We start from the raw sequence: 23,200 nt of genomic DNA on the forward strand, positions 1-23,200 counted from the left end.
AAGGTACCCCCCAATGAAGTTCGGATCGGCGGTCGCGGCAGCGGCCCTCTTGGCGGTCGTCACCGCGTGTGGCTCCGGCGCAACGACGGGAGGAGGTGGCGGCGGCGGGAAGATCGGCATCGACCACCCGCGGGCCGACACCGACTTCTGGAACTCCTACATCAAGTACGTCCCTCAGATGGCCGGCGAGCTCAAGGCGGACCTCATGCCCGCCACGAACTCGCAGAACGACGTGGCCAAGCTGGTCAACAACGTGCAGGCGCTGGTCGGCCAGGGCGCCAAGGCGATCGTCATGGCCCCGCAGGACACCGGCGCCATCGCCAACCTCCTGCAGCAGCTGGAGAACAAGAAGATCCCCGTCGTGACCGTCGACACCCGTCCGGACAAGGGCAAGGTCTACATGGTCGTACGCGCCGACAACCGCGCGTACGGGACGAAGGCCTGCGAGTTCCTCGGCGAGAAGCTGGGCGGCAAGGGCAAGGTCGTGCAGCTCCAGGGCGCGCTCAGCTCGATCAACGGCCGTGACAGGTCGGAGGCGTTCCTCGAGTGCATGAAGACCAAGTTCCCCGGCATCACGGTGTTCAGCGAGCCCACCGAGTGGGAGGGCAGCAAGGCCGCATCAATGTTGCAGACCCGCCTCGAGCAGAACCCTGACATCAAGGGCATCTATATGCACGCCGGCGGCGCCCACCTGGCCCCGACCCTGCAGACGCTGAAGCAGAAGGGTCGGCTCTTCCCGCCGAGCGACCCCAAGCACATCGTCGTGGTGTCGAACGACGGCATCCCCCAGGAGTACGAGGCGATCCGCAGGGGCGACATCGACGCCACGGTGTCGCAGCCGGCCGACCTGTATGCCAAGTACGCGCTGTTCTACGCCAAGGCCGCGTTGGAGGGCAAGACGTTCAAGCCCGGCCCGACCGACCACGACAGCACGATCATCCAGCTCCCGAACGGCCTGGAGGACCAGCTCGCCGCGCCGCTCGTGACAAAGGACAACGTGGACGACAAGAGCCTTTGGGGTAATCAGGTCAAGTGATGAAAAATCACGTTGAAGCTCGAAATGTCGTCAAGCGCTTCGGCCCGACCGTCGCGCTCAACGGCGCGGGGATCGCGATCGCCGAGGGTGAGACCCATGCGCTCGTCGGCAGGAACGGCGCGGGGAAGTCCACCCTGGTGTCGATCCTCACCGGGCTCCAGCCGGCCGATGAGGGCGAGGTGCTGTTCTCGGGAGAGCCGGCGCCCGCCCTCGCCGACCGTGACGCCTGGCGGCAGCGCGTTGCCTGCGTCTACCAGACGTCCACGATCATCCCTGCGCTCACGGTCGCCGAGAACCTCTTCCTCAACCGCCAGGCGGCCAAGGGCGCCAAGATCAACTGGCGGGCGCTGCGGACCAGGGCTCGCGAGCTGCTGGAGACGTACGAGGTGGACGTCGACGCGCAGGCGCTGGCCGGCGACCTGACCGTCGAGCAGCGCCAGCTCGTGGAGATCGCCCGCGCGCTGTCGTTCGGCGCCAGGTTCATCATCCTCGACGAGCCGACCGCCAGGCTCGACGGGCCGGCCATCGAGCGGCTGTTCGCCCGCATGCGCTCGCTGCGCGAGCAGGGCGTCACGATGATGTACATCTCCCACCACCTCGACGAGGTCTACGAGATCTGCCAGAGCGTCACGGTCTTCCGCGACGCGCGGCACATCGTGACCAGGCCGGTGGCCGGCTTCCCGCACGACGAGCTGGTCGCCGCGATGACGGGCGAGGCCACGGCGGCGTACGAGTCGCGCGCCCGCACGCCCGGCGCCACGGTGGTGCTGTCGGGCGAGGGCCTCTCGCTCGGCGGCCGCTACGCAGATGTTGATATTTCCGTTAAATCGGGTGAGGTCGTCGGCCTGGCCGGATCCGCGAGCAGCGGCAAGGTCGGCCTGGCCGAGACCCTGGTCGGGCTGCGCAAGGCCGACTCCGGCACGGTCACCGTCAACGGCACCCAGGTCAAGCCGGGTGACGTGCCCGCCGCCATGCGGGCCGGCCTCGGGTTCGTGCCGGAGGACCGCCACCACGAGGGCTTCGTCCCGCTGCTCTCGGTGGGGGAGAACGCCACGTTCCCGATCGCCCGCAAGCTGGGCCGGTACGGGATCGTGTCGCCGGCACGCCGCCGGGCCAGGGCCGACGAGCTGATCAAGAACCTCGACATCAAGACGGAAGGGCCCGACCAGCCGGTCGGCGATCTGTCCGGAGGCAACGCGCAGAAAGTGGTGTTCGCGCGGGCGCTCGTGGACGATCCGACCGTGCTGGTCGTGATCAACCCGACCGCCGGCGTCGACGTCAAGGCCAAACAGGCCCTGCTCGGCGCCGTCGAGGACGCGGTCGAGCGCGGAGCCGGGGCCGTGGTGGTCTCCGATGAGCTCGACGACCTGCGCATTTGCGACAGGGTGCTGGTGATGTTCCACGGCAGGGTCGTGAAGGACGTGCCGCGTGGCTGGACGGACCACGAGCTCGTGGCCGTGATGGAAGGCATAGAAGATTGACCACTTTGACTGCGCCGGCCCCTCGGGTACGCCTGGCCAGGTTCCGTGACCTGACGCTGGTGCCGGTGATCGTGATCCTGCTCGTCGTGGGCGCGTTCCTCGACCCGACCTTCCTGACGGCGGGCAACCTCACGAACGTGCTCCAGCAGCAGGCGGCGATCTCGCTCCTCGTGCTGGCGGAGGCGATGATCCTCATCGCCGGCAAGTTCGACCTCTCGCTGGAGTCGACGGTCGGCACCGCGCCGGCCATCGCGGTGATGCTGGTGATCCCGGCGGCGGCGGGCGGCTTCGGCATCGGGCTGCCGGGCGCGCTGGTGATCCCGCTGGCCCTGCTGATCGGCGCGGCCATCGGGGCGTTCAACGGCTTCCTGATCATCAGGTTCCAGCTGTCGGCGTTCATCGTCACGCTGGCGATGCTGATCATCCTGCACGGCTTCCTGCAGGGGCCGACGGAGGGGAAGACGCTCTTCCAGCTCCCCGACTCGATCCTCTACCTGGGCAGCGCCGTGTGGTTCGGCCTGCCCGCCGCCATCTGGATCGCCGGGGCGCTGTTCGCGGCGGGCATCTTCGGCCTGGGCTACCTGAGGCTCGGCCGCGCGCTCTACGCGATCGGCGGCAACGCCGACGCTGCCCGCGCCGCCGGCATCCGGGTGGATCGGGTGCTGTACGGGGTGTTCATCCTGGGCGGCACGCTGGCGGCGCTGGCCGGGATCCTGGAGACCGGCCGTCTCGGGGCGATCGGCAACAACCAGGGTGTCGGATGGATCTTCATGGTGTTCGCGGCGGCGGTCATCGGCGGCGTGAGCATGGACGGCGGCAAGGGCACGATCCTGGGGGCGCTCACCGGTGTGCTGGTGATCGGTCTTGTCCAGAACATCCTGACCCTCATCGGCGTCTCGGGCTTCTGGCAGCCGGTGATCTACGGCGGGATCATCCTCGTCGCACTGATGATCAGTCGGATCGCGGGCGGAAAGGCACAGGATTGAGCGGGATCAATGAGCCTCAGACCGGCGCGCCCGGTGAGGACCGGGCCGGTTCGGAAGGCGACGCGGTCGGCGGTGCGCGGGCTGGGCGTGACGGTGGCGCGGTCGGCGGTGCGCGGGCTGGGCGTGACGGTGGCGCGGTCGGCGGTGCGCGGGCTGGGCGTGACGGTGGCGCGGTCGGCGGTGCGCGGGCCGGGCGTGAGAGTGGCGCGGTCGGCGGAGCGGGGGCTGGGCGTGACGGTGGCGGACTGGAGCTGTCGCGTCACGGCTTCGGCGGGGCTCCGATCGGCAACCTGTTCCAGGAGGTGCCGGAGGAGCAGGCGCGCGCCGCGATCGACGCGGCGTGGGACAGCGGGGTGCGCCTGTTCGACACCGCGCCCCACTACGGGCTCGGCCTCTCGGAGCGCCGCCTCGGCGCCGCACTCAAAGGCCGCTCGGGCTACGTCCTCTCCACGAAGGTCGGGCGCCTGCTGGTGCCCGCGCCATCGCAGGGCGGCCACGACGACGAGGGCTTCAACGTGTCCGCCGAGCTCCAACGGGTGTGGGACTTCTCCGGCGACGGCGTACGCAGGTCCCTGGAGGAGTCCCTGGCCCGCCTCGGGCTCCCGTCCGTCGACATAGCGCTCATCCACGACCCCGATGACCACCTCGAGCAGGCGCTCGCGGAGGCGTACCCGGCGCTGGCCGAGCTGCGGGCGCAGGGTGTGGTGAAGGCGATCGGCGTCGGGATGAACCAGTGGCAGGCGCCGCTGCGCTTCGTCCAGGAGACCTCCATCGACGTCGTCATGCTCGCGGGCCGCTACACCCTGCTCGACCAGTCCGGCCTGCCGCTCCTTGAGGAGTGCGCCCGGCGCGGGGTCAGGGTGCTGGCGGCGGGCGTCTTCAACAGCGGCATCCTGGCCACGCCGCGGCCGTCGGGCACGTACAACTACCAGCCCGCCCCGGCGCCGCTGCTGGAGAAGGCGACGAGGATCGCGGAGGTCTGCGAGCGCCACGGCGTCACGCTGCCCCAGGCGGCCATGGCCTTCCCCCTGCGCCACCCGGCCGTCGCCTCGGTCGTCCTGGGCGCCCGCTCACCCGAGGAGGTCACCACGAACGCGGCCCTGTGGTCCCGCCCGGTCCCGGACGAGGTGTGGGAGGAGCTGAAGACGGAGGGCCTGCTGTCGTCGGAAGGGGCCGGCTGAGGCCGGAGGGCTTCACGACCGCCGGACGGTAGGGCGATCCCTGGCCAGGCACGGCGACGGCGCTGCCGCTGGACGTCGCGGCTGCTCCGGGGTGGGGCGGCTCGCTGTCCCATCGGCGGGCGTCACGGTGGTGGGGCGTGCGCCCGTCCCTCGCGAGGCGGTGGCGGTGGCGCTGAGGTCATTCCAGCGGCTGGGCGGCGGTGGCGCTGAGATCGTCGCAGCGGCTGGGTGGCGCTGGCGCTGAGGTCAAGGTCGTTACAGCGGCTCGACAGCGGAGGGGCCGCCACGCACCGCGCCCCGGTCCGCCCGGGGCGGCGTCAGGAGGGGAGGAACAGCCAGGACTTCGACGGCCCCGGCTCGTACGGGGAGTCGAGGCGCTTGGCCACGATCCCAGGCAACCCCTGCTCGCGGGCGGCCTGGCGCACGGGGTCCGCCTCGCCCGGCCACGACGGGGCGGTCTGCCAGTGGCCGCCCGCCAGCTCCAGCGCCTCCAGCGCCGCCCGCCGGACCGTGTACGGCTGGTCGACCAGCGAACGGCCGTCGTCGTACAGCAGGTCGTAGAACACCAGGATCTCGGCGCCCCCCAGCGTGGCCAGTTCCCCGTCCAGCATCGCCGTGCGGCTGCCGAACGACCTCGCCAGCTCCCGCAGCCACGGATGCTCCCGCGCGGCCGTGGTGCGCCCGCCCTCGATGGGCACGAGCAGCCGCCGCCCGCCCCACGCGAACTCGAAGGCGTAGGCCGGGACGTCTTTCGGCGGCTTGGCGCGTTCCGTCGGAAGCATGGGCTCGACCTGCGGGAACGGGTCCCGGGCCAGGGCGTCCATGCGGTGGATCATCCAGTTCTTCCCCCGCGTCTGGAAGAGCACGAAACGCCCGGAGGCGCGCTTCCCGTGCAGGACGAACTTGACCTCGCGATGCGACCACTTCTCCGTCTCGTACGTGCCGGTGTCCCAGATGGTCATCGTGCCGCCGCCGTACTCGCCCTTGGGGATCTCGCCGTGGAACGTGAGGTACTCCATCGGATGGTCCTCCGTCTGCACGGCCAGGTGGTTCGTGCCGGGGTCGGCGGGCAGGCCCTTGGGGACGGCCCAGGAGACGAGGACGCCGTCGCGCTCCAGGCGCAGGTCCCAGTGGAGGGAACGGGCGTGGTGCTCCTGGATGACGAACGCGTTGCCGGCTCCGGTGGAGGGCGGCGACGAGGGGATGGGCTCGGGGGTGCGGCTGGCGTCGCGTTTACTCCGGTATCGCTCCAGTTTGTCGGACACGACAGGGGTACTACCCGCCCGTGCTCTCCCGGATCATCAACCGGTACGGCACCCGGATCTCACGTGCCGGTCTGGATACGTCGGCCATGCGCTCGGCCAGCAGGTCCACCGCCTGGCCGGCGATCGCCTGCTTGTCGGGGGAGATCGTGGTCAGGGTGGGGGTGCCGTACCGGCCGTCCTCGATGTCGTCGAAGCCGGCCAGCGCCACGTCACCCGGCACCGCGAGACCGCGCTCGAGCAGGGTCCTCAGGGCGCCCAGGGCCAGCAGGTCGCTGAAGCAGAAGACCGCGTCGGGCGCCGCGCCGGAGTCGAGCAGCTCGGCCATCGCGCGGGCCCCGTCCGCCCGGTGGTACGCCTCCACGGGGACCACCAGCCGGTCGTCCGGCGGCAGCCCCGCCTCCTTCAGTGCCCGGCGGTAGCCCTCGAGGCGCAGCCGGGACGTCTCCGCCGCCTCGTCGTCCTTGGCCCCGATGGCGGCGATGCGGCGGCGACCGAGCGAGGCCAGGTGCAGGGTCGCCTCCTTGGCCGCCGCCACGTTGTCCACCACGATGTGGTCGGCCGGACCTTCGTAGATCCGCTCGCCCAACAGCACCATCGGCGTGTCGTCCATGCGGGCGGCCAGGTCCTCGGGCGTCAGCGCCAGCGGGCTGAAGATCAGGCCGTCGATCAGGCGGGCGCGGAAGCCCTCGGCGACGAGCTGCTCGCGCTCGCGCGAGGCGCCCGTATGGTCGATCAGCACCGTCAGCCCCCGCTCCTCCGCCGCCGCCACCACGAACCTGGCCAGCTCCGCGAAGTACGGGGTGTCCAGCTCGGGCACGGCCAGGGCGATGATCCCGGTGCGGCCCTGCCGCAGGTTCCTGGCCGACAGGTTGGGCCGGTAGTTGAGCTCCTTGATGGCCGCCTCGACCCGCGTCCTGGTGGCCGGTGTGACGTGCACGTAGCCGTTCACCACGTTGGAAACGGTCTTCACCGAGACGCCGGCCAGGCGGGCCACGTCCTTGAGGCCGACGCGAGCTTTGTCCATGGACAGAAAGTGTATGCGGTTCTTTACAACGTTGAATACAACGATGTATAGATGGGGCAACCTGAATGAAGGAGGACTGCCCATGGAATCCGCCAAGCTCACGCTGGACCCGGCGTTCGAGGTGGGTCCGGTGGAACGGCGGCTGTTCGGATCGTTCGTCGAGCACATGGGGCGGTGCGTCTACACGGGCGTGTTCGAGCCCGGGCACGAGAGCGCCGACGGCGACGGACTGCGGCGTGACGTGATCGAGCTGACGCGGGAGATGGGCGTGACGGCCGTTCGCTATCCGGGCGGCAACTTCGTGTCCAACTACGAATGGGAGGACGGCGTCGGGCCGGCGCCGGAGCGGCCCACGAGGCTGGACCTGGCGTGGCGGCAGATCGAGACGAACGCGTTCGGGCTGGGCGAGTTCATGGCCTGGCTGGGGGAGGTGGGGGCCGAGCCGGTGATGGCGGTCAACCTGGGCACCAGAGGCGTGCGCGCGGCCAGGGACCTGCTCGAATATGCCAACTTCCCGGGCGGCACCCGCTGGTCCGACCTGCGCGTCAAGCATGGCGTACGCGAGCCGTACGGCATCAAGGTGTGGTGCCTGGGCAACGAGATGGACGGCCCCTGGCAGATCGGCGGGAAGACCGCGGAAGAGTACGGCAGGCTCGCTTTCGAGACGGCCAAGGCCATGCGCCGGGTGGATCCGAGCATCGAGCTGGTCGCCTGCGGCAGCTCCAACATGCGGATGCCCACGTTCGGCTCGTGGGAGGCGACGGTGCTGGAGCACTGCTACGACCAGGTCGACTACATCTCCACGCACGCCTACTACGACGCGGTGACCGGCGACCGGGCCAGCTACCTGGCCTCGGCGGTGGAGATGGAGCAGCAGATCCAGGGCGTGGTGGCCACCGCCGACCACGTGGCGGCCAAGCTCGGCAGCCGCAAGCGGCTCAAGGTCTCCTTCGACGAGTGGAACGTCTGGTCGCACAGCCTGTTCAGGGGCGAGGGCAGCCTCGACTGGGCCCACGCGCCGCGCATCATCGAGGAGGAGTACGACGTGGCCGCCGCCGCGGTCGTCGGCAGCCTGCTCATCACCCTGCTCAACCATGCCGACCGGGTCGGCATCGCCTGCCAGGCTCAGCTGGCCAACGTGATCGCCCCCATCCGCACCGAGCCGGGCGGCCTCGCGTGGCGGCAGACGATCTTCCACCCGTTCGCCCTCACCGCCGCCCACGCCCGAGGGCGGGTGCTGCGGGTGCAGGCCACGGCCCCGGCCATGCCGACCGAGCGCTACGGCGAGGTGCCCGTGCTGGCCGCCGCCGCCACCCTGGACGAGGGCGAGCTGTCGGTCTTCGCGGTGAACCGCGGCGAGACTCCGCTGCCGCTGGCCATCGACCTGCGCGGCCTGCCACGGCCCACGGGGATCTCGCACGTCACGGTCGCCGACGACGACCAGTCCGCCCGTAACACCGAGCGCGACCCGCGCCGCGTCGAGCCCCGCGCGGTCCCCGGCGCGACGATCGACGGGGACCGGCTGAACGTGGTGCTCCCGCCGGTCTCGTTCAACGTCGTGAAAGCCTCGTGAACGGGTTTCGAGGCCCTTGAGTAGCTACGACGGTATGTGCCTGGCGATCAGTCCAGCTCCAGCGCCTTGCGCAGCCACGACTCCACGCCCGCCACGTGCACGGTCGCCCAGGAGCGGGCGACGTCGGCCTGGCGGGCGGCGATGGCCTCGTAGATCGCGGTGTGCTGCTCCCGCGTCTTGTCCATCGCGCCCTCCTGGGTGAGCCCGCGCCAGATCCGGGCCCGAGTGGTCGGACCTGACAGGCTCTCGATGAACGAGCAGAGCACGCTGTTGCCCGATCCCCGCGCGATCCGGTGGTGGAACTGGAGGTCGTTGGCCACCAGCTCCTCGACCGTGGGCTCGGCGGGCAGGGACTCGAGGATCAGTCGCAGCTCCGCGATCTCCTCGTCGGTCATCAGCTCGGTCGCCATGGCTGTGGCGGCCGGCTCCAGGATGCGCCTGACCTCGAAGAACTGGATCACCGTGTCGTCGCGGTGCAGGTCGAGCACGAACGACATGGTGTCGAGGAGCAGGCGCGGCTCCAGGCTGGTGACGTACGTGCCGTCGCCCTGACGTACGTCGAGCACGTTGATCAGGGACAGCGCGCGCACGGCCTCACGCAGCGAGTTGCGTGACAGGCCGAGGCGCTCGGCGAGGTCGGCCTCCTTGGGCAGCCGGTCGCCTGGAGCCAGCTCGCCGGAGACGATCATCTGCTTGATCTTGTCGATGGCCGCGTCGGTGACCGCCACGCTTCTCTCCCTAGACATCGGATGTCTAGGAGTCTAGAGCCTGGAAGCGGACCGGATCGACACCGGGGACCCGGCGAACCTCGCCCCTGGCCTCCAGGGCGCGCAGGTGCGCCGCGGCCTCCCCGGCCGCCATGCCTCTCAGCATGGGGGACAGGTCGTCCCATGGCCTGTTCCACGTCATCATCGCGGCGACCTCCCAGATGGTCTGCGGCTCCGGCCGCTGGGCCAGGAGGGCGCGCAGCCGTTCGAGCTTCTCCTCGTGATGGTGGCGGATCTCGGCGGCTCGCGCGGCCACATCCGGAAATATCCACTCATGTGCGGGGAGGGCGTCGAGCGGCCCCAGCTCGCCGACCCGGGCCAAGGAGTCCAGGAAGTCACCCAATGGATCGACATCGTCCCGGTCGTACGGATATATCCCGACGTGGGGAGTGATGTCGGGGAGGACGTGGTCGCCGGTGAACAGCCGGTCGGCGTCCTCCAGGTGCAGGCAGATGTGCCCGGGGGTGTGGCCGGGCGTGTGCACGGCCCGCAGCTTGCGCCCCGGCAGGTCCACCAGGTCGCCGTCGCGCAGCTCGCGGTCGGGCAGGGCGGGCGGCGTCGGGCGGCTCACCGCCTGCCGCACCTCGCCGGGGTCGGCGCCCGCCCGCCTGAGCATGTCGGACTGGAAGCTCTCGTGCTCGTCGGCCGGATACTCGTGCATGAGCCTGACCAGCGCCGCGTCGTTCTCGTGCATGGCGATCCACGCCCCGGACCGCTCTTTGACCTGCCCGGCGAGCCCCGCGTGGTCGGGATGGAAATGGGTGACGACCACCCCGCGCACCGTGCTCACGTCGAGCCCGAGCGCCGCCAGCCCGCCGCTGAGCGCCTCCCAGGCGTCCGGATGGTTCCACCCGGCGTCGACCAGCACCGGCCCCTTGGGCGACTCGACGGCGTAGACGAGGGTGTAGCCGAGCGGGTTGCCCGGGATCGGCACCGGCACGCTCCACACCCCGCCGCCGAGATCCTGCGGCCGCTGCTCGGAGTACGGCCTGCGTCTGCTCTTCATACGCCCCATCTCGTTGTTCTAACCGACCCGCTCCAGGACGGTGGCCGTGGCCAGCGCACCGCCGGCGCACATCGTGACCAGGGCGGTGGCCGAATCCGAGCGCTCCAGCTCGTGCAGCGCCGTGGTGATCAGCCGCGCGCCCGTGGCGCCGACCGGATGCCCGAGCGCGATGGCGCCTCCGTTGACGTTGACGCGGTCGAAGTCGGGCTCGTGCACGCTCGCCCACGACAGCACGACCGACGCGAACGCCTCGTTCACCTCGAACCTGTCGATGTCGCCGATCGTCATCCCGGCCGCCGCCAGCACCTTGGCCGTGGCCTCCACCGGCCCGTCCAGGTGGTAGTGCGGCTCCGCGCCCACGAGCGCCTGCGCCAGGATCCGCGCCCTGGGCCGCAGCCCGTGCCGCGCGGCCGCCTCCTCGCTCATGACCAGCACGGCGGCGGCGCCGTCGGAGATCTGCGACGAGGTGCCCGCGGTGTGCAGCGCGCCCTCGGCGACGGGCTTGAGCTTGGCCAGTGTCTCGACCGTGGTCTCGCGCAGTCCCTGGTCCCTGCGTACGTCCCCGACGGGTACGATCTCCCGCTCGAACCGCCCGTCGGCCCACGCCTTGGCCGCCAGCCGCTGCGAGCGCGCCCCGAACCAGTCGAGCCGCTCGCGCGTCAGCCCGCGCCGCCGCGCGATCCGCTCGGCGGCGGTGAACTGGTCGGGCAGGTCGATGCTCCAGTCGTCCGGCTTGGCCCTGGCGGGCGCCACGTTGCTGCCGAGCGGGGCCCGGCTCATCACCTCGACGCCGCACCCGATGCCCGCCTCGATCACGCCCGAGCTCACCAACGCCGCCGCGAGGTGCACCGCCTGCTGCGACGACCCGCACTGCGCGTCCACGGTCGTCACCCCGGCTGTGTAGGGCAGCCCGGCATACAGCCACGAGTATCGCCCGATGTGCCCGCCCTGCTCGCCCGCCTGCGTCACGCACCCGGCGAACACCTGACCGACGAGCGCCGGGTCGATCCCGGAGCGCTGGACGAGCCCGTTCATCGCGGTGGCCAGGACCTGTTGTGGCTTGAGCCCGGCGAGCCGGCCCGCCCGCTTGCCGATGGGAGTGCGAACGGCCTCGACGATCACAGGTGTGCCCACAGGCGCCTCCAGAACGATGCTCTGGCGCCGACTGTAACGCGTTCTACTTTGCCGCGGAACCCTCCAGCACCTCTGGCAGGCCGAACGTCTCGAACAGCTTCTTCTCGAAGAACATGACGCCGTGGCTGATCCGCTCCCCGGAGAGCGTCACCACCATGAGCGAGAACCGCCGGTGGACGCCGTCCTCGCGCAAGTACATGGCGAAGGCCGGCTGACCGTTGGCGGCGGCCGGCACCAGCTTGAGATCGCCGGGGCCCTTGGCGGGGCACCGCGTCTTCATGAGCTCCACGATCGTCTCCGCCTTCTGGTACCAGCCGACGAAGGGCGGCATCTCCCAGATCGCGTCCTTGGTGAACTGGGAGACCAGGCTGTCGAAGTCGTAGCTCTCGAATGCCGCCACGTAACGCTCGAGCAGGGCCCGCTGCTCGGGCGACAGAGGCTCGACCGGGTCGTCGGGGCTCGGCTGCACCTGGTTGAGCTGGGCGCGGGCCCGCTGGAGGATGCTGTTGACGGCCACGGTGGACGTCTCCAGCGCCTCGGCCACCTCGGCGGCCTTCCACTTGAGCACGTCGCGCAGGACCAGCACCGCGCGCTGCCGGGGCGGCAGGTGCTGCAGCGCGGCGATGAGGGCGAGCCTGATGCTCTCGCGCGAGGTCACGATCGAGGCAGGGTCGTCGCCGGCTGCGCCCGCCAGCGCGTCGGGCACGGGCTCCAGCCACGGCACCTCGTTGTTCTGCACCAGGGGAGCGGCCGGTTCGGTGCTGGGGGCGCCGAGACCGGTGGGGAGCGGCCGCCTGCCGCGGCTGTCGAGCGCGGTCAGGCAGGCGCTGGTGGCGATGCGATAGAGCCACGTACGCAGCGAGGAGCGCCCCTCGAAGCCGTCGTAGGCCCGCCACGCGCGCAGGTAGGTCTCCTGGACGAGGTCCTCCGCGTCGTGCACCGAGCCCATCATCCGGTAGCAGTGCGCGAGCAGCTCGCGCCGCATCGGATCAGCCTGCCGGAGGAACTCCTCGGTTGTCGGCTTGTCGGTCATACCCCCTGTATAGACGCTGCCACTGACAGACCGATGAGTTTCCACCTCACGGCCGGTCCATTAGAGCGAACCATTTACGGCCCAGAAGGAATGACCATGAAGCCGAACGTTTCGCGCTGGATGGCGCTGGCCGTGCTGTGCACCGGCATGCTGATGATCGTCCTCGACGTCACCGTGGTGAACGTGGCGCTGCCCGCCATCCAGAACGACCTGGGCTTCACCCAGTCCAGCCTCGCCTGGGTCGTGAACGCGTACCTGATCGCCTTCGGCGGCCTGCTGCTCCTGGCGGGCCGGTTGGGGGACCTGACCTCGCGCAGGGGCGTCTTCCTCGCCGGGCTGGCGGTGTTCGTGCTGGCCTCGCTGGCGTGCGGGCTGGCGGGCAGCCAGGAGGTGCTGATCGCCGCGCGGTTCGTGCAGGGCGTCGGCGGCGCGATGACCTCGGCCGTCATCCTGGGCGTGATCGTCACCATGTTCCCCGAGCCGCGCGAGCGTGCCAAGGCACTCGGCTTCTACAGCTTCGTCGCCTCCGCGGGCGGCTCGATCGGGCTGCTGGCCGGCGGCGTGCTCACGCAGGGCATCAACTGGCACTGGATCTTCTTCGTGAACATCCCCATCGGGCTGGCCACAGGCGTGGCGTCCGTTCGGCTGCTGCCCAGGGACCGGGGCGCCGGCCTCGGCCGGGGCGCCGACCTGCTGGGCGCCGTACTTATCACCGCGGCCCTGATGCTGGGGGTCTACACGATCGTCAAGCCCGCCGCCGAGCTGGGCTGGGGCTCGGCGCAGACGCTGTCGCTCGGGGGCGCCTCCGTTCTGCTGCTCCTGCTGTTCGTGCTGCGCGAGGCCAAGGCCCGCGAGCCGCTGGTCCCGCTGCGGATCTTCCGCTCCGCGAACGTCTCCGGCGCGAACGCCATCCAGGCGCTGACCGTGGCCGGCATGTTCGGGATGTTCTTCCTGGGGACGCTGTATCTGCAGCGGGTGCTCGGGTACGACTCGCTCGCCACGGGCCTGGCGTTCCTGCCGCAGAGTGTCCTGATGGGGGTGCTGTCGCTGTATTACTCCGAGCGGCTGGTCACCCGGTTCGGCGCCAGGACCACCCTGCTGGGCGGGCTGGTGCTGATCGCCGCCGGGCTGGCGCTGTTCGCCCGGGTCCCGGTGGACGGGAGCTACCTGGTGGACGTGCTGCCCGCGACGCTGCTGCTCGGTGTGGGAATCAGCGGCGCGTTCCCGGCGCTGGCCGCGCTGGCCATGTCCGGCGCCACGCGGGACGACGCCGGACTGGCCTCGGGCCTGGTGAACACGACCACGCAGGTGGGCGCCGCGATGGGGCTGGCCGTGCTGGCCACGCTGTCGGCCACCCGGACCGGCGGGCTCGCCGCCGAGGGCCGGTCCGAGGCGGAGGCGCTGACCGGCGGGTACCAGCTCGCGTTCCTGATCGGGACGGCCCTCGTCGCGGTGTCCTTCGTCATCGCGCTCACGGTGCTCAAGCCGGAACGCTCTGAGCCTGCTGAGGAGGCCCACGACGAGCTCCCGCTCCACGCGGGCATCTGACCGGGGACAGACGTCAGTGGGGGACGGTGAGGACGATCTTGCCGGTGGTGCGGTTCGTCTCGCCGAGCTCATGGGCCTTGGCGGCCTCCGCCAGCGGGAGGGCAGCGGCGATCTCCACCCGCAGCCGGCCCGCCTCGGCCAGTGCCGCGAGCGCGCGCATCGCGGCGTGGTCCGGCTCCACCAGCACGGCTTCCGAGCGGATGCCCAGCTCGGTGGCCCGCTCGTGGAAGCCGGGGTCGAGCTCCCTGAGCACCAGCGAGACGATCACGCCGTCCCGGCGCAAGGTGGGCAGCGAGCGCGGCCCGTAGTCGCCGCCGATGGTGTCGAGCACCACGTCCACGTCCCGCACGACCTCGGTGAAGTCCTCGTTACGGTAGTCGACCAGCTCGTCGGCACCCAGGCCGCGCAGGAACTCGTGCTTGGCCGCGCTGGCCGTCCCGATCACATAGGCGCCGCGCGCCTTGGCGATCTGGACCGCGAGGTGCCCCACCCCGCCCGCGGCGGCGTGAATCAGCACGCGCTGCCCGTCCTTCAGTCCGGCGACGTCCACCAGCGCCTGGTACGCGGTCAGCCCGGCGAGCGGTATCCCGGCGGCGTGGACGTGGTCGATATTGGCGGGCTTGCGCGCGAAATGCCGGGACGGCGCGGTCACGTACTCGGCGAAGGCGCCGTGCGCGTCCGGGTACTTCAGCATGCCGAACACCTCGTCGCCCGGCTTGTAGAGCGCCTGCCCGAAACCAGAGGCCTCGACCACGCCCGATACGTCGTAGCCGAGTACGAACGGAAGTCTGTCCGCCAGGAAGCCGCCCGACTGGCGGGTTTTCCAGTCGGTCGGGTTCAGCCCTGCGGCCTCCACCCGCACCAGCACCTCGGTCGGGCCCGGAACCGGCTTGTCGACCTCGACTGTCTTCAGCACCTCGGGGCCGCCGAGGGTGTCCTGGCTGATCGCTTTCATCTTCATGAGGCCAGCCTCCTGGTTCCAGGGGAAGCCCGCGAGTGGCCCAAAGGCCATGATGTGTAAGAATCGGGCCATGCATCGAGTTGCCGTCCTTGCCGTCGACGGCGTCATCCCGTTCGAGCTGAGCGTGCCGTCCCGGATCTTCTGCGTCGCGAAGGGCCCTGGCGGCGAGCCGCTCTACGAGGTGGTCACCTGCACGCCCGATGGCAGGCCCGTCGCCACCGCCGCCGACTACTCGGTGGCGGTCGAGCACGACGCGAGCGCGCTGGAGAGCGCGGACACGGTGGTGGTGCCCGCCGCGGAGTGGTACTCCGGGGTCACGGCCGAGGACGCGCTGCCCGCCCCGCTCGCTGGAGCGCTCGCCAGGATCCGGCCCGGCACCCGGGTCGTGTCCATCTGCGTCGGCACGTTCGTGCTGGCGGCCGCGGGGCTGCTCGACGGCCGCCCGGCGACCACGCACTGGCGGCACGCCAAGCGGTTCGCCGCCGCGTTCCCGAAGGTGCGGATGGACGCGGACGTGCTGTTCGTGGACGACGGCGACGTGCTCACCTCGGCGGGCGCGTCGGCCGGGGTCGACCTCTGCCTCCACCTCGTACGCCGCGACCACGGCAGCCGGGTCGCCAACCAGGTCGCCAGGGCGTGCGTGGTGCCGCCGTGGCGGGACGGCGGCCAGGCGCAGTACATCGAGCATCCGGTGCCCGAGCCGTCGAACGTCGGCACCGCCTCCACCAGGGCCTGGGCCATGGAACGGCTCGGCACCCCGCTCCTGCTGGACGATCTGGCGAGCCATGCCGGGATGAGCAGGCGCACGTTCACCCGGCATTTCCGGCAGGAAGTGGGGATGAGCCCCGGCCAGTGGCTGACCCAGCAGCGCGTCGCCCTGGCCAGACATCTGCTGGAGACCAGCGACCTCCCGGTGGACCGCATCGCGGACCGCGCCGGCTTCGGAACGCCGGCCTCCCTCAGGCAACACCTGCAGGCTGCGGTGGGGGTTTCACCACATGCGTACCGCCGTACGTTCGCGACGGCTACCCGCAGCCGGAAATGACGCTCTCAGATGCCGGCGAGAAGCCGTGCCGCGGCGGTTTCGATGCGGCGCTGGATCTGGTCGTAGGTGCGGCGGCCGCGGAGCATCTCGAGGAGCTCCTGCACCCACACGCTGGCCAGGGAGCCCGCGAGGTCGAGCTGCTCCTCGCTCGCGTCTTCGAGGCTCAGGCCGTCGGCCGAGACGCGTAGCAGCAGCCCCGTCATGCGCTCGCCGAACGGCGTCTGCACCTCTGCCATGATCAGCGAGCGGATGAGCGCGTCGGCCAGCTCCGGCTCGCGCATGAGCCCGCGCGTCGCTCTCATCAGCACGTCCACCGCGCGGCTCGACGGGGTGGCGGCCCCGGGCGGCCTGCGCTCGATGCTGCTTTCGAGCAGGTCGATCTCCTCGCCGACCACCGCCACCACCAGGTCCATCTTGGAGGGGAAGTAGCGGTAGAGGGTGCCGAGCGCCACGCCCGCGCGCTCGGCCACCGTGCGCATCTGCATGGCCTCGACCCCGCCGCGCGAGGCGAGTGCGGCGGCCGCCTGGACGATGCGCTTGCGGCGTTGGTGCTGGCTGCGCGTACGGACGCTGTGCCCGCCCGTCGTGGGGTGGCTCTCCATGGTCCCCTCGGTGTCGCTGGAGGGCGCGGCGATCGTCGCGTGCGTGGTACGCATAAGAACACGTTATCTGATTTCTTGATATCGCGGCTTGTTACTCGCGGGTCACAAAGTGGCCGTATAGCCCCATGTCCTCGGCGTTACAGGCATATGTCCCGACTTATCGGCATGGGGCGGCACTAGACAGATATTAGAATCTGTTCTAGTTTGCGATTCGGTTGGCCGAGCGCTTGGTGGAGGCCCTGGATGACCGCGGACACGCTGGCGGCCCTGCTCCTCGCCCGGGCCTGGGACGATCGACCTGGGCTGATGTTCGAGGACAAGGCGTGGTCGTGGCGTGAGCACGTGGCCGCCTGCCGGGCTGCCGGGGCCTGGCTGTCCGGGCGTGGGGCCCGGTTGCACGTCGGGGTGCTCAGCGAGAACGTCCCGGAGCTGGTGTTCCTCGTGGGCGGGGCGGCGCTGTCCGGGCACGTGGTCGTCGCGCTGAACCCGACGCGGTCGGTCGACGAGCTGATCCGCGACGTCCGTGCCACCGATGTGGATCTGCTCCTGGCCGACGCCCCCTACGTGTCGGCGGCCGGTCAGGTGTCCGCGGAGCTGGGGGTGAACGCGATGCCCCTGTCCGCCGTCGGGCTCGAGCCGCCTGCCACACCGGGGGATGCGCCCGGGGACCTCGTGATGCTGATCTTCACCTCTGGCACCTCGGGCCGCCCCCGCGCCGTGCGGATCACACAACGCAAGCTCGCCCTGCCCGGGATGAGCCTGGGGGCGCGGCTCACGCCCGCCGACGTCGTGTACTGCTCGATGCCGCTGTTCCACTCCGGCGCCCTGATGGCCGCCTACGCCCCCGCCGTGGCGTCGGGGGCGGCGCTGGTGCTGCGGCGCCGGTTCTCCGCGTCGGGCCTGCTGCCGGACATCAGACGGTACGGCTGCACGTACCTGCACTATGTCGGCAAAGCCCTCTCCTACGTCCTGGCCACCCCGGAACGCGCGGACGACGCCGACAATCCGCTGCGGCTCGCGTTCGGGAACGAGGGCAGCGCGGTGGCGACCAGGAGGTTCGGGGAGCGGTTCGGGTGCCGGGTGATCGACGCCTTCGGGTCCACGGAGACGGCCATCTCGCTCAGCCCCGACCCGTCCGGGCCGCCCGGATGCCTCGGGCGGCTGCCGGAGGGCGTCCGGATACTTGACCCAGTGACCGGGAGCCCGTGCCCGCCGGGCCGCATCGAGGACGGCCGCCTGCTCAACGCGGAGGAGGCCGTCGGCGAGCTGGTCAACGTCGCCGGGCCGGGATTGTTCGAGGGCTACTACAACGACCCGGAGGCGGACGCCGAGCGCATCAAGGACGGCGCGTACTGGTCGGGCGACCTGGCGTACGCGGACGAGGACGGCTACGTGTTCTTCGCCGGGCGCGGCACCGAACGCCTGCGCGTGGACGGCGAGAACCTGGCCGTCGCGCCCATCGAGGCGGCGCTGAGGGAGTTCGCCGGGGTGGTGGAGGCGGCCGTCTATCCGGTGCCCGACCCGGCGGCGGGCGACCAGGTCATGGCGGCGCTCGTGCTGGAGGGCGGCTTCGACCCGGACGCGTTCACGGCGTTCCTCGCTTCGCGCCGCGATCTGGGCGCGAAGTCCTTGCCTCGATTTATCCGCCTTTCTGGGGATCTGCCCCAGACGCCCTCGCACAAGGTCCTCAAACGGGTCCTCGCCAGCGAGGGCTGGCGCACCGCCGACCCGGTCTGGCGGCGCACGGGCTCGGGGCTCCGGCCGCTGACCGACGCGGACGTCAAGGGGATCGAGGAGGAGTTCGTACGGCACGGCAGGCAACACCTCTTGGAGACGTGAATGGACTTCAACCTGGACGAAACCCAACAGGACCTGCGGAAGTTGGCGGCCGAGGTGCTGGCCAAAGAGGACGGCGAGCGATTGTGGCAGGCCGGGCTCATGAGCGTGTGCGCGCCGGAGGAAGCGGGCGGAGCCGGGCTCGGCCCGGTTGAGATGGCCGTGGTGCTGCGGGAGGTGGGTGCGCGCGCGGCCCCGGTGCCCGCGCTGCCCACGTTGGTGAGCACGCTGACCCTGGCCCACTACGGCACCCTTGACCAGCAGCGCCGCTTGAGCTCTGGGGCCACTGTCGCGCTTCGCGAGCCCGGGAGGGCGCTGGCCGACCCGCCCCTGACCGCCGCCAGGACTGTTGACGGCGGCTGGGCGTTGACCGGTCGCAAGGTCTCGGTGCCCTACCCCGAGGTCCCGGTGCTGATCGGCGCCGACGAGGGCTTGTTCCTGGTCGGGTCGCCACCCGCCACCCCCGAGTACACCTCCACCGGCGAGCCCGCCGCCACGATCGTGCTCGACGGCACCCCGGCCGAGCGGGTCGCGGGCCCCGAGGCGGTCACCGGAGCCAGGCGGCTGTTCATGGCGGCCGTGGCCGCCCAGGCCAGTGGTGTGCTGGCCGGCGCCCTGGAGCTGACCACCGGGTACGTCAGGACGAGGAAGCAGTTCGGCCGGGCGCTGGCCGAGTTCCAGGCCGTGACCATGCAGATCGCCGACGTCTACATCGCGGCGCGGGCCCTGGACGTGGCCATGTGGTCGGCGGTCTGGCGCCTGGGGGAGGGCCTGCCGGCCGACCAGGACCTGGCGCTGGCCGCGTACCACGTCAGCGAGGCGTTCACGGCCCTCTACACCTGCCAGCACCTGCACGGGGGCCTGGGGCTGGACGTGACATACCCGCTGCACCGCTACTTCGCCCAGGCCAAGCACCTGTCCCACCTGCTCGGCGGCGCAGACGCCCAGCTCGACCTGATCGGAGCGCTCGTCTGATGCTGATCGACCTGACCCCCGCCCAGCGCGCACTCCGGGACGAGCTCCGCGAGTACTTCCAAGGCTGCCTCACGGCCGACGACCGCAGGAAGATCGCCGAGGACCCGTTCGGCGAGGCGTACATGGAGCACTGCCGCCGCCTCGGCCGCGACGGCAAGCTGGGTCTCGGCTGGCCCAAGGAGTACGGAGGAGGCGGCTACGGCCCCCTCGAGCAGCAGATCTTCGCCAACGAGATAGCCCGCGCGGGCGTCCCGTACCCGATCATCACGGTGCAGACCGTGGGGCCGACACTCATGCAGTACGGCACGCAGGAGCAGAAGGACCTCTTCCTGCCGCGCATCCTCGCGGGGGAGTGCCACTTCGCCATCGGCTACAGCGAGCCCGAGGCCGGCACCGACCTGGCCTCCCTGCGTACCACGGCGGTGCTGGACGGCGAGCACTACGTCGTCAACGGCCAGAAGGTCTTCACCAGCGGCGCGCACTACGCCCAGTACATCTGGCTGGCCGCCCGCACGAACCCCGAGGCCAAGAAGCACAAGGGCATCACCATGATGATCGCCTCCACGGACGATCCCGGCTTCTCGTGGACGCCGATCGTCACCATGGACGGCCGCCACCACACGAACGCCACCTACTACAGCGACGTACGCGTTCCCGTGAACATGGTGGTCGGCGAGGTGGACCGGGGCTGGGACCTGATCGTCAACCAGCTCAACCACGAACGCGTCACCCTCGGCCCGGCAGGCAACCTCGGCCAGACCTATGACCGCTTCCTCACCTGGGCCCGCCGCACGGGGCTGGCGGCGAACCCGGACGTACGGCGGGCGCTGGCCAGAGTGTGGGCGGCCTTCCGCACCAACGAACTGCTGAACTGGCAGGTCGCCGCCAACATGGACCTCGGCTGGCTGGGCGCGCCCGACGCCTCGGCCACCAAGATCTACGGCTCAGAACGCATGCAGGAGATCGGCAGGCTCGTCGGCGACATTCTGTCCAGGTACGGAGACCCGTCCGACCCGGAGACGGCCGAGCTGCTCGAACGCATGGACCACGGGGTGAAGGGGGCGGTGGTGCTGACGTTCGGCGGCGGGGTGAACGAGGTGCAGCGGGAGCTGATCGCCATGCTCGGCCTGAGCCTGCCGAGGCCGCCGCGATGACTCTTCCCATGGGCGACGAGGAGCTGCACGAGCTGGCCGGCAAGCAGGCGGCGCTGGGGGAGGTACGCGGCACCCCGGCGCGCGACCCCGTGAACGCCCCCATGATCAGGCACTGGCTGGATGCCATGGGGGACGAGAACCCCGCGTACCTGGAGAAGGGGGTCGCTCCGCCCGCGATGGCCCAGGTGTGGACGATGCCGGGCGTACGGCGGTCGGCCAAGGACCGTTCGCCGGTGGACGACATGATGGCCGCGCTCGACGCGAGCGGCTACACGGGCGTGGTGGCGACCAACTGCGAGCAGACCTACCACCGGTACGCGCGGATCGGGGAGCGGCTGATCCCGGCCACCCGGTTCACGGACCTGGCCGGGCCCAAGCGGACGGCTCTGGGGGTGGGGTTCTTCGCCACCTGGACGGTCACCTGGTACAGCAGCGAGGACGACGAGCCGGTCGCCGAAATGCTCTTCCGGGTCCTGAAATTTCGCCCACGGGCCGGGGAGCGCTCTTCGGCGAAGAGCGGGACATACCCCCTCCAACCCGCCATCAACCAGGACACCGCGTTCTTCTGGGAAGGCGTGAAGCAGGGCGAGCTCCGCATCCAGACCTGCGCCGACTGCGGCGAGCTCCGCCACCCGCCCGGCCCGATGTGCCCCCGCTGCCGCTCGGCCAACCGCTCCCACACGGTCGTGAGCGGCCGGGGAACCCTCTACAGCTACGTCGTCCACCATCACCCCCCGGTGCCCGGCAGGGAGACGCCGTTCGTGGTGGGGGTGGTGGAGCTGCCGGAGGGCGTACGGATTGTCGGAAACGTTGTGGACTGCCCGATCGAGGAGGTGGTGGTCGGCATGCCGTTGCGCGTGACGTACCGGCGGATGGACGGCCAGCTCGTCCTCCCGATGTGGACGCCAGGGGAGGCGTGATGGAGATCGGAGCGGCGCTGCCGGAGCTGTCCATCGACCTCACGCCCACCGTGGTCATCTCCACGGCCCTGGCCACCATGGACTTCACGCCGGTCCACCATGACGTCGAGGGAGCCCGGGCCCAGGGCTCGAAGGACATCTTCCTCAACATCCTGACCACCATGGGCCTGGTCGAGCGGTACGTCACCGACTGGGCGGGCCCCGAGGCCGTCATCGAGCGCATCGCGGTCAAGCTGGGCGTGCCGGCGTACGCGGGGGACCGCTTGTCCTTCAACGGGACGGTCGTGTCACGCGAGGACGGCCGGCTCACGGTGGAGGTACGGGGCAAGGTGCGCCTGGGGGACCACGCCACAGGAACCGTCACCCTGGTCGAGGAGGGTAAGCGGTGCTGAGCGGCCGTACCGCGATAGCCGGCATCGGCGCCACCGAGTTCAGCAAGCAGTCGGGGCGTTCGGAGCTGCGGCTCGCCGCCGAGGCCGTGCTGTCGGCACTGGACGACGCGGGCCTGTCGCCTGGCGATGTGGACGGCATGGTGACGTACACCCAGGACTCCAACCAGGAGATCGCCGTGGCGAGGGAGACGGGGATCGGGGACCTGACGTTCTTCTCGCGGGTCGAGTACGGCGGCGGCGCGGCCTGCGGGACCGTGGCACACGCCGCCATGGCGGTGGCCACGGGAATGGCGCGGACGGTCGTCTGCTACCGCGCCTTCAACGAACGCTCGGGCCGCCGCTTCGGCCAGCCCAACAGCCGCCTGACCGGCGAGCCCACCTCGCAGGGCCTGGAGATGAGCTGGCACGTGCCGTTCGGCCTGATGACGCCCGCGGCGTGGGTGGCGATGTTCGCGCGCCGCTACATGCATGCGTACGGCGCGACCTCGGAGGACTTCGGCCGGGTGGCGGTGGCCATGCGCCGGCACGCGGCCACCAATCCGGCCGCCTGGTTCTACCAGCGCCCCATCACGCTGGAGGAGCACCAGGCGTCCAGGTGGATCGTGGAGCCGCTGCACCTGCTCGACTGCTGCCAGGAGAGCGACGGCGCGGTGGCCCTGGTCGTCACGTCGGCAGAGCGGGCCCGCGACCTACGCAGATCACCCGCCCTGATCGCGGCAGCGGCCCAGGGCTCGGCCACCGGCCAAATGATGATGACCAGCTATTACAGAGACGACATGACCGGCCTCCCAGAAATGTCTCTGGTAGGCCACCAACTCTGGAACATGACCGACTTATCCCCCAAAGACATCCAAACGGCCATCCTGTACGACCACTTCACCCCGTTCGTCCTGGCCCAACTCGAGGAACTGGGCTTCTGCGACCGAGGAGAGTCCCCGGATTTCCTCAGGGAGGGGAACATAGAGCTGGACGGCAAGCTCCCGGTCAACCCACATGGGGGCCAGCTGGGGGAGGCCTACATTCACGGCATGAACGGCATAGCGGAGGCGGTACGCCAGATCAGGGGGACGGCGGCCAACCAGCTTGCGAACGTGCGGAACGTACTGGTCACGGCAGGCACAGGCGTACCGACAAGCGGCCTGATCCTCTCAGCCGAGTAGCCAACGGGTAGGTGGGCCGGCAAGCACCCACAGTGAGACTTGAAGGGCAGGAGTTGCCCGGAGTCTGACTCGAGTGCCCACTGGCGTTGTTGCTTGGAACGGGATTTGTCGATTCCGGGCG

At 70.6% G+C, this 23,200-nt stretch carries 21 protein-coding genes; 13 read left to right on the plus strand and 8 right to left on the minus strand.

Annotated features, from left to right (window positions below; all coding sequences use genetic code 11):
• The first annotated feature begins 13 nt into the window (after nt 1-13).
• The 4 genes from ACIBVN_RS48335 to ACIBVN_RS48350 are packed head-to-tail and all read left to right on the plus strand — an operon-like array spanning nt 14 to nt 4,684.
• Nucleotides 14-1,036, plus strand: coding sequence for a sugar ABC transporter substrate-binding protein (locus ACIBVN_RS48335; protein WP_397147509.1), 1,023 nt, complete (start codon nt 14-16; stop codon nt 1,034-1,036).
• Complete coding sequence (locus ACIBVN_RS48340; RefSeq protein ID WP_397147511.1) at nt 1,036-2,517, plus strand: sugar ABC transporter ATP-binding protein; 1,482 nt, start codon at nt 1,036-1,038, stop codon at nt 2,515-2,517. Before ACIBVN_RS48335 ends, ACIBVN_RS48340 begins: the two co-directional genes overlap by 1 nt.
• A gap of 5 nt (nt 2,518-2,522) precedes the next feature.
• On the plus strand, nt 2,523-3,503 hold the full coding sequence (locus ACIBVN_RS48345) for an ABC transporter permease (protein WP_397147513.1): 981 nt from the start codon (nt 2,523-2,525) through the stop codon (nt 3,501-3,503).
• Nucleotides 3,500-4,684: an aldo/keto reductase gene (locus ACIBVN_RS48350; protein ID WP_397147515.1), complete on the plus strand. Its 1,185-nt coding sequence runs from the start codon at nt 3,500-3,502 to the stop codon at nt 4,682-4,684. Before ACIBVN_RS48345 ends, ACIBVN_RS48350 begins: the two co-directional genes overlap by 4 nt.
• A gap of 317 nt (nt 4,685-5,001) precedes the next feature.
• On the opposite strand, the gene ACIBVN_RS48355 is transcribed toward ACIBVN_RS48350, so the two are convergent.
• Together ACIBVN_RS48355 and ACIBVN_RS48360 are read right to left on the minus strand one after the other, a co-directional pair.
• Nucleotides 5,002-5,949 (minus strand): DNA polymerase ligase N-terminal domain-containing protein, encoded by a 948-nt coding sequence (locus ACIBVN_RS48355; protein ID WP_397147517.1) that lies wholly within the window; start codon nt 5,947-5,949, stop codon nt 5,002-5,004.
• Nucleotides 5,950-5,959: 10 nt separating this feature from the next.
• A complete protein-coding gene (locus ACIBVN_RS48360; RefSeq protein WP_397147519.1) occupies nt 5,960-6,973 on the minus strand; it encodes a LacI family DNA-binding transcriptional regulator in 1,014 nt (337 codons plus the stop codon).
• An 82-nt stretch (nt 6,974-7,055) separates the two neighbouring features.
• On the opposite strand from ACIBVN_RS48360, the gene ACIBVN_RS48365 reads away from it, so the two are divergent.
• A complete protein-coding gene (locus ACIBVN_RS48365; RefSeq protein WP_397147521.1) occupies nt 7,056-8,546 on the plus strand; it encodes an alpha-N-arabinofuranosidase in 1,491 nt (496 codons plus the stop codon).
• Nucleotides 8,547-8,593: 47 nt separating this feature from the next.
• Here the strand turns inward: ACIBVN_RS48365 and ACIBVN_RS48370 are convergent, their stop codons facing one another.
• From ACIBVN_RS48370 to ACIBVN_RS48385, 4 genes are read right to left on the minus strand one after another with little or no spacing between them, the layout of a single operon-like run.
• On the minus strand, nt 8,594-9,274 hold the full coding sequence (locus ACIBVN_RS48370; RefSeq protein WP_397147523.1) for a FadR/GntR family transcriptional regulator: 681 nt from the start codon (nt 9,272-9,274) through the stop codon (nt 8,594-8,596).
• A gap of 25 nt (nt 9,275-9,299) precedes the next feature.
• Entirely contained in the window at nt 9,300-10,319 is a 1,020-nt protein-coding gene (locus ACIBVN_RS48375) for an MBL fold metallo-hydrolase (protein ID WP_397147525.1), read from the minus strand.
• An 18-nt stretch (nt 10,320-10,337) separates the two neighbouring features.
• On the minus strand, nt 10,338-11,453 hold the full coding sequence (locus tag ACIBVN_RS48380) for a steroid 3-ketoacyl-CoA thiolase (RefSeq protein ID WP_397147527.1): 1,116 nt from the start codon (nt 11,451-11,453) through the stop codon (nt 10,338-10,340).
• 43 nt (nt 11,454-11,496) lie between these two features.
• A complete protein-coding gene (locus ACIBVN_RS48385) occupies nt 11,497-12,486 on the minus strand; it encodes a sigma-70 family RNA polymerase sigma factor (protein ID WP_397147529.1) in 990 nt (329 codons plus the stop codon).
• 96 nt (nt 12,487-12,582) lie between these two features.
• On the opposite strand from ACIBVN_RS48385, the gene ACIBVN_RS48390 reads away from it, so the two are divergent.
• Nucleotides 12,583-14,034: an MFS transporter gene (locus ACIBVN_RS48390; protein ID WP_397147531.1), complete on the plus strand. Its 1,452-nt coding sequence runs from the start codon at nt 12,583-12,585 to the stop codon at nt 14,032-14,034.
• 13 nt (nt 14,035-14,047) lie between these two features.
• On the opposite strand, the gene ACIBVN_RS48395 is transcribed toward ACIBVN_RS48390, so the two are convergent.
• On the minus strand, nt 14,048-14,989 hold the full coding sequence (locus tag ACIBVN_RS48395) for an NADP-dependent oxidoreductase (RefSeq protein WP_397147551.1): 942 nt from the start codon (nt 14,987-14,989) through the stop codon (nt 14,048-14,050).
• A gap of 76 nt (nt 14,990-15,065) precedes the next feature.
• Between ACIBVN_RS48395 and ACIBVN_RS48400 the strand changes: the two genes are divergently transcribed.
• Nucleotides 15,066-16,040: a GlxA family transcriptional regulator gene (locus tag ACIBVN_RS48400; RefSeq protein ID WP_397147533.1), complete on the plus strand. Its 975-nt coding sequence runs from the start codon at nt 15,066-15,068 to the stop codon at nt 16,038-16,040.
• A 5-nt stretch (nt 16,041-16,045) separates the two neighbouring features.
• On the opposite strand, the gene ACIBVN_RS48405 is transcribed toward ACIBVN_RS48400, so the two are convergent.
• Entirely contained in the window at nt 16,046-16,696 is a 651-nt protein-coding gene (locus tag ACIBVN_RS48405) for a TetR family transcriptional regulator (protein ID WP_397147535.1), read from the minus strand.
• Between the two features lie 189 nt (nt 16,697-16,885).
• On the opposite strand from ACIBVN_RS48405, the gene ACIBVN_RS48410 reads away from it, so the two are divergent.
• From ACIBVN_RS48410 to ACIBVN_RS48435, 6 genes are read left to right on the plus strand one after another with little or no spacing between them, the layout of a single operon-like run.
• On the plus strand, nt 16,886-18,481 hold the full coding sequence (locus tag ACIBVN_RS48410) for an AMP-binding protein (RefSeq protein WP_397147537.1): 1,596 nt from the start codon (nt 16,886-16,888) through the stop codon (nt 18,479-18,481).
• A complete protein-coding gene (locus ACIBVN_RS48415; RefSeq protein ID WP_397147539.1) occupies nt 18,482-19,453 on the plus strand; it encodes an acyl-CoA dehydrogenase family protein in 972 nt (323 codons plus the stop codon).
• Entirely contained in the window at nt 19,453-20,607 is a 1,155-nt protein-coding gene (locus ACIBVN_RS48420) for an acyl-CoA dehydrogenase family protein (protein ID WP_349450732.1), read from the plus strand. The genes ACIBVN_RS48415 and ACIBVN_RS48420 overlap by 1 nt, the downstream gene beginning before the upstream one ends.
• Nucleotides 20,604-21,527 carry a bifunctional MaoC family dehydratase N-terminal/OB-fold nucleic acid binding domain-containing protein gene (locus ACIBVN_RS48425; protein WP_397147541.1) on the plus strand — a complete coding sequence of 308 codons (924 nt, stop codon included), beginning with the start codon at nt 20,604-20,606 and terminating at the stop codon, nt 21,525-21,527. The genes ACIBVN_RS48420 and ACIBVN_RS48425 overlap by 4 nt, the downstream gene beginning before the upstream one ends.
• The gene (locus ACIBVN_RS48430; protein ID WP_397147543.1) at nt 21,527-21,919 is read left to right on the plus strand and encodes a MaoC family dehydratase; all 393 of its coding nucleotides are present in this window, start codon (nt 21,527-21,529) and stop codon (nt 21,917-21,919) included. The genes ACIBVN_RS48425 and ACIBVN_RS48430 overlap by 1 nt, the downstream gene beginning before the upstream one ends.
• On the plus strand, nt 21,916-23,079 hold the full coding sequence (locus ACIBVN_RS48435; protein WP_397147553.1) for a lipid-transfer protein: 1,164 nt from the start codon (nt 21,916-21,918) through the stop codon (nt 23,077-23,079). Before ACIBVN_RS48430 ends, ACIBVN_RS48435 begins: the two co-directional genes overlap by 4 nt.
• Nucleotides 23,080-23,200: the final 121 nt, after the last annotated feature.

The sequence above is a fragment of the Nonomuraea sp. NPDC049400 genome (assembly GCF_044466425.1).
Taxonomy (GTDB): Bacteria; Actinomycetota; Actinomycetes; order Streptosporangiales; family Streptosporangiaceae; genus Nonomuraea.

What these genes read in the sequence shown, in the direction of transcription:
- ACIBVN_RS48375 (WP_397147525.1), bottom strand. Translation starts at nt 10,319, where the DNA reads ATGAAGAGCAGACGCAGGCCGTACTCCGAGCAGCGGCCGCAGGATCTC.
- ACIBVN_RS48385 (WP_397147529.1), bottom strand. Translation starts at nt 12,486, where the DNA reads ATGACCGACAAGCCGACAACCGAGGAGTTCCTCCGGCAGGCTGATCCG.
- ACIBVN_RS48395 (WP_397147551.1), bottom strand. Translation starts at nt 14,989, where the DNA reads ATGAAAGCGATCAGCCAGGACACCCTCGGCGGCCCCGAGGTGCTGAAG.
- ACIBVN_RS48410 (WP_397147537.1), top strand. Translation starts at nt 16,886, where the DNA reads ATGACCGCGGACACGCTGGCGGCCCTGCTCCTCGCCCGGGCCTGGGAC.
- ACIBVN_RS48425 (WP_397147541.1), top strand. Translation starts at nt 20,604, where the DNA reads ATGACTCTTCCCATGGGCGACGAGGAGCTGCACGAGCTGGCCGGCAAG.
- ACIBVN_RS48430 (WP_397147543.1), top strand. Translation starts at nt 21,527, where the DNA reads ATGGAGATCGGAGCGGCGCTGCCGGAGCTGTCCATCGACCTCACGCCC.
- ACIBVN_RS48335 (WP_397147509.1), top strand. Translation starts at nt 14, where the DNA reads ATGAAGTTCGGATCGGCGGTCGCGGCAGCGGCCCTCTTGGCGGTCGTC.
- ACIBVN_RS48405 (WP_397147535.1), bottom strand. Translation starts at nt 16,696, where the DNA reads ATGCGTACCACGCACGCGACGATCGCCGCGCCCTCCAGCGACACCGAG.
- ACIBVN_RS48360 (WP_397147519.1), bottom strand. Translation starts at nt 6,973, where the DNA reads ATGGACAAAGCTCGCGTCGGCCTCAAGGACGTGGCCCGCCTGGCCGGC.
- ACIBVN_RS48390 (WP_397147531.1), top strand. Translation starts at nt 12,583, where the DNA reads ATGAAGCCGAACGTTTCGCGCTGGATGGCGCTGGCCGTGCTGTGCACC.
- ACIBVN_RS48400 (WP_397147533.1), top strand. Translation starts at nt 15,066, where the DNA reads ATGCATCGAGTTGCCGTCCTTGCCGTCGACGGCGTCATCCCGTTCGAG.
- ACIBVN_RS48415 (WP_397147539.1), top strand. Translation starts at nt 18,482, where the DNA reads ATGGACTTCAACCTGGACGAAACCCAACAGGACCTGCGGAAGTTGGCG.
- ACIBVN_RS48420 (WP_349450732.1), top strand. Translation starts at nt 19,453, where the DNA reads ATGCTGATCGACCTGACCCCCGCCCAGCGCGCACTCCGGGACGAGCTC.
- ACIBVN_RS48340 (WP_397147511.1), top strand. Translation starts at nt 1,036, where the DNA reads ATGAAAAATCACGTTGAAGCTCGAAATGTCGTCAAGCGCTTCGGCCCG.
- ACIBVN_RS48365 (WP_397147521.1), top strand. Translation starts at nt 7,056, where the DNA reads ATGGAATCCGCCAAGCTCACGCTGGACCCGGCGTTCGAGGTGGGTCCG.